Consider the following 10,175-nt stretch of genomic DNA (forward strand, 5'->3'; position numbering starts at 1 on the left):
TGATTCTGGTTCAGTTGTTCTTGGTTCGAGTCCAGGTACCCCAGCAAGATCGAAACCCCCGCTGAGCGGGGGTTTTCTTGTTTCCGATGCCATCACGCCGGTGCGTCGGCGATCACCTGGGTGAGGGCATCCTCTCCGAGCGTGAAGTAGTCGGGGTTGTCGTCGCTGTGGGCGAGCAGCATGAGGACGACGGCCGCTGCCCACGCGTGCGCGCGGCGCCACGTCGAGGCGTCGTAGCGCCTCCCGGTTGCGGCGATGAAGCGTTCGCGCGCTGTGGCGTCGAACGCCAGCCATGCGACGCCGAGGTCGTAGGCCGGATCGCCGGCGGTCACGTCCCCGAAGTCGATGATGCCCGCGAGCGCGCCGTCCCGTGACACGACGTTGCCGGGGTGGAGGTCGCCGTGGATCCACACCGGCGGGCGCGCCCAGTGGGGGGCCTCCGCCCCGGCGCGCCACACGGTCGACAGTCGATTGCCCGTGATGTCGTCGAGCACCCCCGCGTCGCGCAGCGCGGCGATGCGCTCGGCGAACGCCGCGTCCCGTGTCGTCAGCGGGCGTCCGCGGTAGGGGTTGGCAGGGAAGTCCAGGGGAGCGTCGGTGTGCAGGGCCACGAGTGCCGCCGCGAGCCGTTCGGCCCACCCGCCGCGCTCAGTACGCGGCACGTCCAGCCCGCGTTCGCCCTCGATCCAGGGGACGATCGACCACGCCCAGGGAAAGGCGCCGGCCGGGACGCCGTTGACGACCGGGGCCGGCACCGGGATGCCCAGCGGGGCGAGACGCCCGGCGATCCCCGGCAGCACCCGCTGCTCGTTGAGCACGAGGGGTGCGGCGATCTCGCGTCGGGGGAGCCGCACCGCGTACACGTCGCCGAGGCGCCAGATCTCGCTGTCCCAGCCCTCGGCGACTTTGCGCAGCGGCAGGGTGGCCGCATCCGGGATCAGGGTGCTCGCCTGTGCGACCACGAGGGCGCGCACGAGATCGTCGTCGATGGGGAACTCCGCGGCGGGCTTGTCGGGCATCGTTCGAACCTACTCCCGGCGGCCGCACCGCCGGGCTTGTATTTGTGTTGGATCATGTTGTAATGTGTGGGAATCCACGGAAGGATCCGCAGATGTACGCAACGGAGCGCCAAGATCAGATCGAGCTCCTGCTGGCCGCGCAGGGACGCGTCAGCGTCGTCGAGCTCGCAGAGCGCTTCGACGTGACGACCGAGACGATCCGCCGTGACCTCGACCATCTGGAGTCCGCGGGTGCGCTCCGGCGGGTGCACGGCGGCGCCGTGGGCCGTGAGCGCGCCAGCACCCGCGAACCGTCCCTGGCTGAGCGCCTCGAGCACCACGGCGGCGCGAAGACCGCCATCGGTGCCCGCGCGCTGGACGTGCTGGGCGAGGATTTCCGCGGGTCGGTCTTCCTGGACGCCGGCACGACGACCGCCGCCGTCGCCGCGGCCCTCGCCCCGCGCCTCGCGGGTGAGCGCATCGAGGTCGTGACCCACTCGCTGACCCTCGGGCATGCGCTGGCGGGCGTCCCAGGCGCATCGCTCTCGCTCATCGGCGGACGCGTGCGCGGGCTGACGGCCGCCGCCGTCGGAGCCGACACCGTCCGCGCCATCGGTGCGCTGCGCCCCGATGTGGCGTTCATCGGCACGAACGGCCTGTCGGCCGGGTTCGGCCTCAGCACCCCTGATCCCGACGAGGCGGCCGTCAAGCGCGCGATTGTCGCTTCGGCGCGCCGCGTCGTGGTCGTCGCCGACGCCGAGAAGTTCGGCGTCGAGCTGCTGGTCGGCTTCGCGCCGCTCGACGCGATCGACGTGCTCGTCACCGATTCCGCCCCTGATGCGGAGCTCGCGTCCGCGCTTGCGGACGCCGACGTGGAGGTCTGGCTCTCATGATCGTCACCCTCACCGCCAACCCCTCGCTCGATCGCACCATGACGCTTCCCGCGCCGCTGCGGGTCGGCGAGGTCCAGAGTGCGAAGTCTGCGCGGGAGGATGCCGGCGGCAAGGGCATCAATGTCGCGCGGGCGATCGTCGCCGCCGGCGAGCCGTGCGTCGCGGTGCTGCCCCTCGCGGTCGACGACCCCTTCGACGCAGCGCTGCGGGGGAGCGGCCTCGATGCGCGCCGAGTCCCGATCGCAGGCCATGTGCGCGCCAATCTGGCGATCACCGACCCCGCCGGGATCACGACGAAGCTCAACCTGCCGGGTGCGCGACTGTCGACCGACGAGGTGTCGGCGGTGGTCGATGCGACGGTGACGGCCTCGGCGGGGGCACGGTGGCTGGTGCTGGCCGGATCGCTCCCGCCCGGCGTGCCGGACGACTTCTACGTCCGCGTGATCGGGGCCGTGCGTGCCGTCTACGGGGACGAGGCGCCTCTCATCGCCATCGACACGTCGGGGCCCGCGCTTGCGGCGGTCGTCGCCCACGGGCGTCCGGACCTCATCAAGCCGAACGACGAGGAGCTCGGCGAGCTCGTCGGCTCGCCGCTCGAAGGGGCCGACGCGCGTACGGCGCTCGACGTGGCCCGGGCGCTCGTGCCTGACCGCGTCGGCGCCGCACTGGTCACGCTCGGCGCCCGCGGCGCGCTCCTCGTCGACGCGGACGGAGCCTGGGCCGCCGTCCCCCCGCCGATCAGCGTGGTCAGTACGGTCGGCGCCGGTGACAGCTCGCTCGCCGGGTACGTGCTCGGCGAGGCCCGGGGCGAAGCGCCCGACGAACGGCTGCGCATGGCCATCCGGTACGGGGCAGCCGCGGCATCCCTTCCCGGCACACAGGCACCGGCGCCCGCCGACCTGCCCCGAGGCGACGTGCCCGTCACGCGCCTCGCCTGAGAACACTCGACACCGACAACTGGAGGTCATCGTGTCAGACACCATCACCCCGGGCCTCGTGAGCCTGGACACCGCCCTCGGAGCGGACAAATCCGCGGTCATCCGCGCGCTCGCCGCGCGTGTCGTCGCACAGGGGCGTGCGACCGACGCCGAGGCGCTCTACGCCGACGCGTGGGATCGGGAGCAGAAGGACGAGACAGGCCTTCCCGGCGGCATCGCCATCCCGCACGCGAAGAGCGCCGCCGTGACGACGCCCTCGCTGGCCTTCGCGCGACTGAAGCCGGGTGTCGACTTCGGCGCACCCGACGGCGCCGCGGACCTCGTCTTCCTGATCGCTGCTCCCGCCGATGCCGCCGAGGCGCACCTCGCGGTGCTCTCGAAGCTCGCCCGCAGCCTCATGCAGGAGGACTTCACCGCCGGGCTGCGCGCGGCATCGTCCGATGACGAGGTGGTCGCGATCGTGCAGGCGGCGATCGGCGAGGGGGATGCCGCATCCGCGCCCGCCCCAGCGCCCGCGGCCGCTGCGGCGACGCCCGCGGCTGCTGCGGTGCCCGGTGCGCCGAGCATCGACGGCCGACCCGCCCGCATCGTCGCGGTGACGGCGTGCGCCACGGGCATCGCGCACACCTTCATGGCGGCCGATGCCCTCACGGCGGCGGGCAAGAAAGCCGGCGTCGACCTCGTCGTGGAACCGCAGGGCTCCAGCGGGTATCAGGCGCTGCCGCGCGACGTCATCGACGGCGCGGACGCCGTGATCTTCGCCACCGACGTCGATGTGCGAGAGCCGCAGCGCTTCGCGGGCAAGCCGGTGGTGCGCTCGGGCGTCAAGCGCGGCATCGAGCAGCCCGCGCAGCTCATCGCCGAAGCACTCGCTGCGGCCGCGGACCCGTCCGCCGCGCGCGTCGGCGGTGAGGCCGCCGCGGCGACGTCCACGCCGGCCGAGCAGCTCTCGTGGGGCGCCCGCATCCAGCGGATCCTCCTCACCGGCGTGAGCTACATGATCCCGTTCGTCGCCGGTGGCGGTCTGCTCATCGCACTCGGGTTCCTCCTCGGCGGGTACGACGTCACCGCGGACGCGAAGGACGTGATCCTCCAGAACTCGCTGTGGGACCTGCCCGCGGGCGGGCTGGGCCAGTACCTCGGGTCGGTTGCGTTCATGATCGGCGCGACGTCGATGGGCTTCCTCGTCCCGGCGCTCGCGGGCTACATCGCCTTCGCGATCGCCGACCGGCCGGGCATCGCACCGGGCTTCGTCGCCGGTGCCGTCGCCGTGCTCATGAACGCCGGCTTCATCGGCGGCATGGTCGGCGGCCTCCTCGCCGGCTTCGTCGCCTGGTGGATCGGCACGTGGACCGTGCCGCGCTGGCTGCGCGGCCTCATGCCGGTGGCGATCATCCCGCTCCTCGCATCGATCGTCGCCTCGGGGCTGATGGTGCTGTTCCTCGGCCGGCCGATCGCCGCGCTGATGGAGGGCCTCAACGCCTGGCTGACGGAGCTGGCCGGCACGTCGGGCATCATCGTGGTCGGCGTGATCCTCGGGCTCATGATGTGCTTCGACCTCGGCGGTCCCGTCAACAAGGTGGCCTACGCGTTCGCGACCGCGGGCCTCGCAGCCGGCTCGCCCGAGAACCCGACGCCGTACCTCATCATGGCCGCCGTGATGTGCTCGGGCATGGTGCCGCCGCTGGCCATGGCGCTGGCGTCGACCGTCCTCGCCCGCAACCTGTTCCCGCCGGTCGAGCGCGAGAACGGCAAGGCGGCGTGGCTGCTGGGCGCCGCGTTCATCAGCGAAGGCGCGATCCCGTTCGCCGCCGCCGATCCGCTGCGCGTCATCCCGGCCTCGATGCTCGGCGGTGCGGTGACCGGAGCGCTGTCGATGGCGTTCGGCGTCCAGTCGCTCGCGCCCCACGGCGGCATCTTCGTGTTCTTCGCGATCAACCCGATCTGGGGCTTCGTCATCGCCCTCGCCGCGGGCACGGTGGTCTCGGCGTTCGCCGTCATCGCGCTCAAGCGCTGGGTGGGCCGCAAGGAGCTCGAGCAGGCCGAATCCGCCGTACCCGTGGCGGCCTGACCCGCTCGTCCGACAGAATCGGATCGTCGACACGCCACTTCCGTTACCGGCGCGTCGGACCAGACAGGAGAGAACCATGGCAGAACGTCAGGCCACCATCGCGAGCAGCTCCGGACTGCACGCGCGCCCCGCGAAGCTCTTCGTGCAGGCCGTCCAGGCCCAGCCCGTGCCCGTGACCATCGCGGTCGAGGGCGGCGCCGACCTCAACGCCGGCAGCATCCTGTCGCTGATGGGACTCGGCGCGTCGCAGGGCACGGTCGTGACGCTCAAGGCCGAGGGCGAAGGCGCCGAGCAGGCGCTCGATGAGCTCGTCGCGCTGCTGGAGACCGACCTCGACGCACAGTAGGCAGGCTCTCATCCGGCTCCGGCGCGGATGAGCCCCAGACGAGACGACGGATGCCGCGGATCGAAGCCGCTGCAGCATCCGTCGTCTCGTGCGTTCGGGGTCAGATGTCGACCGACTCGCCCGGATCCAGGAGGACGAGCTCACCGCCGTCCTGCTCGGCGGCCCAGCCCAGACGGGCGCGTCCCATGTCGCGCCCGGCGACCGACAGCGTGAGGTCGTGGGTGCCGAACACCTGGCGGGGGGCGACCGCGAGGACGAAGTCCATCGCCTCGCCGATCTTGAGCCAGGGCGCCCCCACCGGAGCGGCGAGGAGCTTCACCGGACGACCGGGTTCGGCGTACGAGTCTCCCGGGTAGTAGAAGTCGTCGTTCACGAGCACGCCGACGGTGTCGACCACGGGGATCGATCGGTGGATGACGGCATGTGTTCCGCCGAAGAACTCGAGGCGGAACGGCTCGACCTCGACGACGTCACCCGGTCGGACGACCGTGACGTCGAACCCGGCGGCGGCCTTCGCGACCCCCTCCGGCGCGTAGATCGGCGTGCCCGGGAACTTGTCGAGCAGCCGCGTGAGGTGGTCGGGCGTCCAGTGATCGGCGTGCTCGTGCGTGATGACGATCGCGACGACACCATCGAGATCTCCCAGGGGAGCGGTGAACGAACCGGGGTCGATGACGATGGTGCTGCCGGCGTCGGAAAGGGTGAGTGTCGCGTGCTCGAACTTCGTGACTCGCATGCGTCGAGTCAAGCGCTCCCAGGGTCGACCGGCAAGCCGTGCGGCACCTGACGCCTCGATTTGGAGTGGGCATGAGCGGCGTGGCATAATCGAACGGTTGCCTGAACGGCCCCATCGTATAGCGGCCTAGTACGCCGCCCTCTCACGGCGGTAACGCGGGTTCGAATCCCGCTGGGGTCACCAGCAGAAGAGCCCCGGTCCACGGACCGGGGCTCTTCGCCTTTTCGGGGATAGGCTCGCGTCGATGGACGGCCGATTCCCTCGCTCGCTGTACCGCCGCGGCGCCGAGCCCGATCCGAGGTTCAGCCTCGCCAACGAGCGGACGTTCCTGGCCTGGGTGCGCACGTCGCTGGCGATGCTGGCCGCGGGTGTCGCGCTCATCGCGCTGGACGTCGGCGTCTCGACGGGGTTCCGCATCGCGTCGGCCGCGGTGTTCGTCGTGCTGGGCGTGCTGTGCGCCGTCCAGGCATGGGTGGGGTGGTACCGCAGCGAGCGCTCGTTGCGCGAAGCACGTCCGCTTCCGGGGCCCTCGCTCGCCCCCGCGCTCACCGTCGGGGTCGTGCTGGCGGTCGTGCTGCTGGTGCTCGGCCTGCTCTGGTGACGCCATGACGCGGCCCGAGCATCCTTTCGACCCGGGCCTGCAGCCCGAGCGCACGCTGCTGGCGTGGCGTCGGACGTTCCTCGCGCTGGGGGTCGCCGGTGCCGTCGCGGTGCGCTTCGCGGCCGCCGTCAGCCTGTATGTCGCGATCCCGCTCGGGCTCGTGCTCGTGGCGCTGGCGCTGACGGGCTACCTGCGCATCGGGCGCCGGTACCGACGTGTGCACGAGGGGCTGCACGAGCGCGGCACGCTCGTCACCGGAGGCGCGACGATCACGATCATGGCGCTGACGCTGCTGACCGTCGTGCTGTCGGTGGTCGTGTACCTCGTCGGCATGGCCGCCGAGCTCGCGTCGGCGGCCGTGTGAGGCATCCTCAGTCCGTCTTCGCTTCGTCGGCGGATGCCGCCGCCTCCGCCGGGTGCCCGGTCCGTCCCGCCCGTCGCCGGCGCACGGTGCGGACGATGAGCCAGACGATGACGGCGGCGATCGCGGCGACGGCGAGCCAGGGGATGAGGAACCCGATCGCGACGACGATGCCGTTGAGGGTCGCGACCAGGCCGTTCCAGCCCGCCGCGAGCCCGTCGCCGAACCCGGCCGGATCGGCGGTCACCGGTTCGATCTCGGGCGTGAGGGTGACCGAGAGCGTCGACATCGCGACCTGGTCGTCGAGCATCTTGAGCTGCTGCTGGTAGGACTCCAGGAGCGCCTGACGCTCCGACAGCGCGGACTCCGCGGCGATCAGGTCCGAGACGTTCTGCGCCTGACCCATCAGCGCCGTGAGCCGGTCGACGGATGCCTGTGCCGCGTCGATGCGCGCCTGCAGGTCGACGGTCTGCGAGGTCACGTCCTGCCGGTCGATGTTGGTCGCGGTGACCTTGCCGAGCTCGTCCAGCGAGCCGACCACCTCGGTGAGCTGATCGGCCGGCACCCGCACCGTGATCCACGCGCCGTCGGTCGGCGAGGGATACGGCATCATGTCGGGCGCGACGCCCGTCGTGTCTGTCTGCAGGGGCTCCACGGGATACACGGTCCCGTTGCTGCCGATGCTCATCGACTCGACGTAGCCGCCGTGCGCGGCCGCGGTGTCGGCGATGGTGCGGGCCGCGGCATCCACGTCCCCGACGGTGACGGTCGCCGATGCGGTGGTGACGATGTCGCGGCCCGCCGACGGAGCGCTGCTGTCGGAGGCGGCGCCGCCCGCGCCGTCGGTGCCCGCCAGCGGAGCGGCGTCGCGCGAGCCCGAGCTCGACTCGGCGGAGCCGTCGGCAGCACCGGGATCGGGGGCCGGGGCGACGGCCGCGCTGTCGCCGGATCCGGTGGGCGAGACCAGCGCTCCGACGCTGGGGGCGATGACGGCGGCGACGACGATCACGGCCGCCGCTGCGCCGCCGGCGATCCAGTAGCGGCCGCGGCGGCGGCGCTGCGCGGTCGCCCGCGACCGGTCGGCCGCGATGTCGGCGAACAGCGCGTCCTCGATCTCGTCGATGCGCTGCGGACTCAGTTCGGGAAGGGATGCCGCACCCTGCGGGTCCCGTGGCTGCGTGTTCATGTGCTCTCCTTCACGACGGTCCGGAGGCGCGTCCGGATGCGGGAGAGACGATTGCGGACCACGCCGTGCGCGACGCCCAGCTGCTCGGCGGCCGCCTGGTAGGCGTACCCCTCGGTGGCGCACAGCCGGAAGATCTCGCGGTCCAGGTCGCCGAGCCCGGCGACCTCGCGCAGGATCGCCTCGGCCAGCTCGCCGTCGACGACCTGCTGCTCCACGTCGACCGTGTCCGGCAGGCTCTCGTCGACGGGGGACGCGGTGTGCTCGCGGTCGCGCCGCTGCCGCCGGATGCGGTTGGCGGCCTGGTAACGGCAGATCGTCGCGAGCCACGGGAGCAGCGAGTCGCCCGCGAGCTCGAAGCCCGGAAGCTTGCGCCACGCGACCAGGAACGTCTCCTGGGTGACCTCCTCGGCATCCGCCGGGTTGCCCACGAGCCCGTGCGCGAGCCAGTACACCGGCCGCACGTAGTCGCGGTAGATGCTCCGGAAGGCGCGCTCGCTCCCGCCCGCCGCGAGTGCGGCCAGCGCCGCGTCGCCCTGCGGGTCGTCGCGCGAACCGTCGTCAGCCATCCGCCATCCTCCGAACCCTCGAATCATCTCTCACTCAACGGGTGTCGGCACAGGCCCGATCGTCTCGACCGGATCCGCCGGGATGGGCGAGGTGCGGCATCCTGAGCCTGTATCCTGATGCGAGCGAGAGGGAGTATCCCGAAACCGCGCATCCGTCATCACGGGTCCCGATCATGCGACCCCGGGTGCGCGACGCAGGCCGGAAGGCCGGCGGGGGAGAGACTTTCGGATTCGACCGACCCCTCTCCGCACTCTCGAAAGGCCCGCAATGGACCTCGATCTCCCGCTGTGGTTCGAAATCGGATCCCTGGTGATCCTGACGCTGATCCTCATCGCCGATCTGCTCATCATCCTCAAGCGCCCGCACATCCCGTCGGCCAAGGAGTCGACGCTGTGGGTCGTCTTCTACGTCGTCCTGGCCCTCATCTTCGCGGGGCTCATGTGGATCTTCGCCGGCCCCGAGTACGCGGGGCAGTTCGTCGCGGGCTGGCTGACCGAGTACAGCCTGTCGATCGACAACCTGTTCGTCTTCGTGCTGATCATGACCCAGTTCGCGGTGCCGCGCCGGTACCAGCAGGAGGTCCTGATGGTCGGCATCATCATCGCCCTCGTGCTGCGCGGCATCTTCATCATGATCGGCGCGGCGGTGATCGAGGAGTTCAGCTGGATCTTCTACATCTTCGGTGCGTTCCTGGTGTGGACCGCGTGGCGACAGGCCTTCCCCGGCGGGGACCACGACGAAGACGTCCAGCGCGAGAACTTCATCGTCCGCGTGCTGCGGCGCACCATCGACATCAGCGACCACTACGACGGCGCGAAGATCCGCACCGTCGTCGGCGGAAAGAAGATGTGGACGCCGATGATCATCGTGTTCGTGGCGATCGGCGTCACCGACCTGCTGTTCGCGATCGACTCGATCCCCGCGATCTTCGGCATCACGCAGAGTCCGTTCATCGTCTTCACCGCGAACATCTTCGCCCTGATGGGCCTGCGTCAGCTCTACTTCCTCCTCGGCGACCTGCTGGACCGCCTGCGGTACCTGCACTACGGCATCGCGTTCATCCTGGCGTTCATCGGTCTGAAGCTCGTGTTCCACGCCATGCACGTGAACGAGCTGCCCTTCATCAACGGGGGCGAGCCGATCGAGTGGGCGCCCGAGATCTCGACGTGGATGTCGCTCGGTGTCATCGTCGTGTCGATGGCGGTGGCGACGATCGCGAGCCTCGTCGCGTCGGCCCGTGACAAGCGGAACGGTGCGGATGCCGCACCCGCTGTCGAGGAGCCCACGGGCTCCGAGGGGCACTGAGGCCGGGTCCGCGCGAGTCCAGGTCCGCCGCGCCGGTGGTAGCCTGGGCTCGTGCGGATCGCTCGCCTTCTCCTTAGCGGCCGCGACGAGTCCTAGTTCCCAGGCCTCCCTCGTCGCGGAGTTCGTCGCGGGCCCTCACCCCTCACGGCCCCGGTTTGTCGCGGGCGCCGTCT

At 71.2% G+C, this 10,175-nt stretch carries 11 protein-coding genes and 1 tRNA gene; 8 read left to right on the forward strand and 4 right to left on the reverse strand.

Annotated features, from left to right (window positions below):
- Positions 1–92: 92 nt before the first annotated feature.
- Positions 93–1,019 (reverse strand): aminoglycoside phosphotransferase family protein, encoded by a 927-nt coding sequence (locus tag ACTHNQ_RS00560; RefSeq protein WP_440330501.1) that lies wholly within the window; start codon positions 1,017–1,019, stop codon positions 93–95.
- 92 nt (positions 1,020–1,111) lie between these two features.
- Between ACTHNQ_RS00560 and ACTHNQ_RS00565 the strand changes: the two genes are divergently transcribed.
- From ACTHNQ_RS00565 to ACTHNQ_RS00580, 4 genes are all read left to right on the forward strand, one after another.
- The gene (locus ACTHNQ_RS00565; protein ID WP_440330502.1) at positions 1,112–1,891 is read left to right on the forward strand and encodes a DeoR/GlpR family DNA-binding transcription regulator; all 780 of its coding nucleotides are present in this window, start codon (positions 1,112–1,114) and stop codon (positions 1,889–1,891) included.
- The gene (locus ACTHNQ_RS00570) at positions 1,888–2,829 is read left to right on the forward strand and encodes a 1-phosphofructokinase family hexose kinase (RefSeq protein ID WP_440330503.1); all 942 of its coding nucleotides are present in this window, start codon (positions 1,888–1,890) and stop codon (positions 2,827–2,829) included. The genes ACTHNQ_RS00565 and ACTHNQ_RS00570 overlap by 4 nt, the downstream gene beginning before the upstream one ends.
- 31 nt (positions 2,830–2,860) lie before the next feature.
- On the forward strand, positions 2,861–4,900 hold the full coding sequence (locus ACTHNQ_RS00575) for a PTS fructose transporter subunit IIABC (RefSeq protein WP_440330504.1): 2,040 nt from the start codon (positions 2,861–2,863) through the stop codon (positions 4,898–4,900).
- A 76-nt stretch (positions 4,901–4,976) separates the two neighbouring features.
- Entirely contained in the window at positions 4,977–5,246 is a 270-nt protein-coding gene (locus ACTHNQ_RS00580; RefSeq protein WP_440330505.1) for an HPr family phosphocarrier protein, read from the forward strand.
- A 100-nt stretch (positions 5,247–5,346) separates the two neighbouring features.
- Here the strand turns inward: ACTHNQ_RS00580 and ACTHNQ_RS00585 are convergent, their stop codons facing one another.
- Complete coding sequence (locus tag ACTHNQ_RS00585; RefSeq protein ID WP_440330506.1) at positions 5,347–5,982, reverse strand: MBL fold metallo-hydrolase; 636 nt, start codon at positions 5,980–5,982, stop codon at positions 5,347–5,349.
- A gap of 107 nt (positions 5,983–6,089) precedes the next feature.
- On the opposite strand from ACTHNQ_RS00585, the gene ACTHNQ_RS00590 reads away from it, so the two are divergent.
- The 3 genes from ACTHNQ_RS00590 (at position 6,090) to ACTHNQ_RS00600 (ending at position 6,947) form a co-directional block, all read left to right on the forward strand.
- Positions 6,090–6,165 (forward strand) — tRNA-Glu (locus ACTHNQ_RS00590).
- Positions 6,166–6,226: 61 nt separating this feature from the next.
- Positions 6,227–6,583, forward strand: coding sequence for a YidH family protein (locus tag ACTHNQ_RS00595; protein ID WP_440330507.1), 357 nt, complete (start codon positions 6,227–6,229; stop codon positions 6,581–6,583).
- 4 nt (positions 6,584–6,587) lie between these two features.
- Positions 6,588–6,947, forward strand: coding sequence for a DUF202 domain-containing protein (locus ACTHNQ_RS00600; RefSeq protein ID WP_440330508.1), 360 nt, complete (start codon positions 6,588–6,590; stop codon positions 6,945–6,947).
- Between the two features lie 7 nt (positions 6,948–6,954).
- Here the strand turns inward: ACTHNQ_RS00600 and ACTHNQ_RS00605 are convergent, their stop codons facing one another.
- Both ACTHNQ_RS00605 and ACTHNQ_RS00610 read right to left on the reverse strand, forming a co-directional pair.
- Positions 6,955–8,130 (reverse strand): DUF4349 domain-containing protein, encoded by a 1,176-nt coding sequence (locus tag ACTHNQ_RS00605; protein ID WP_440330509.1) that lies wholly within the window; start codon positions 8,128–8,130, stop codon positions 6,955–6,957.
- Positions 8,127–8,696 (reverse strand): RNA polymerase sigma factor, encoded by a 570-nt coding sequence (locus tag ACTHNQ_RS00610; protein WP_440330510.1) that lies wholly within the window; start codon positions 8,694–8,696, stop codon positions 8,127–8,129. The genes ACTHNQ_RS00605 and ACTHNQ_RS00610 overlap by 4 nt, the downstream gene beginning before the upstream one ends.
- A gap of 268 nt (positions 8,697–8,964) precedes the next feature.
- On the opposite strand from ACTHNQ_RS00610, the gene ACTHNQ_RS00615 reads away from it, so the two are divergent.
- Positions 8,965–10,002, forward strand: coding sequence for a TerC family protein (locus ACTHNQ_RS00615; protein ID WP_440330511.1), 1,038 nt, complete (start codon positions 8,965–8,967; stop codon positions 10,000–10,002).
- Positions 10,003–10,175: the final 173 nt, after the last annotated feature.

The organism is Microbacterium sp. (assembly GCF_051953575.1).
GTDB lineage: Bacteria > Actinomycetota > Actinomycetes > Actinomycetales > Microbacteriaceae > Microbacterium.

Excerpts from the sequence above, each read along its gene's own strand:
- ACTHNQ_RS00565 (WP_440330502.1), top strand. The coding sequence starts at position 1,112 with ATGTACGCAACGGAGCGCCAAGATCAGATCGAGCTCCTGCTGGCCGCG.
- ACTHNQ_RS00615 (WP_440330511.1), top strand. The coding sequence starts at position 8,965 with ATGGACCTCGATCTCCCGCTGTGGTTCGAAATCGGATCCCTGGTGATC.
- ACTHNQ_RS00595 (WP_440330507.1), top strand. The coding sequence starts at position 6,227 with ATGGACGGCCGATTCCCTCGCTCGCTGTACCGCCGCGGCGCCGAGCCC.
- ACTHNQ_RS00570 (WP_440330503.1), top strand. The coding sequence starts at position 1,888 with ATGATCGTCACCCTCACCGCCAACCCCTCGCTCGATCGCACCATGACG.
- ACTHNQ_RS00580 (WP_440330505.1), top strand. The coding sequence starts at position 4,977 with ATGGCAGAACGTCAGGCCACCATCGCGAGCAGCTCCGGACTGCACGCG.
- ACTHNQ_RS00585 (WP_440330506.1), bottom strand. The coding sequence starts at position 5,982 with ATGCGAGTCACGAAGTTCGAGCACGCGACACTCACCCTTTCCGACGCC.
- ACTHNQ_RS00600 (WP_440330508.1), top strand. The coding sequence starts at position 6,588 with ATGACGCGGCCCGAGCATCCTTTCGACCCGGGCCTGCAGCCCGAGCGC.
- ACTHNQ_RS00605 (WP_440330509.1), bottom strand. The coding sequence starts at position 8,130 with ATGAACACGCAGCCACGGGACCCGCAGGGTGCGGCATCCCTTCCCGAA.
- ACTHNQ_RS00610 (WP_440330510.1), bottom strand. The coding sequence starts at position 8,696 with ATGGCTGACGACGGTTCGCGCGACGACCCGCAGGGCGACGCGGCGCTG.
- ACTHNQ_RS00560 (WP_440330501.1), bottom strand. The coding sequence starts at position 1,019 with ATGCCCGACAAGCCCGCCGCGGAGTTCCCCATCGACGACGATCTCGTG.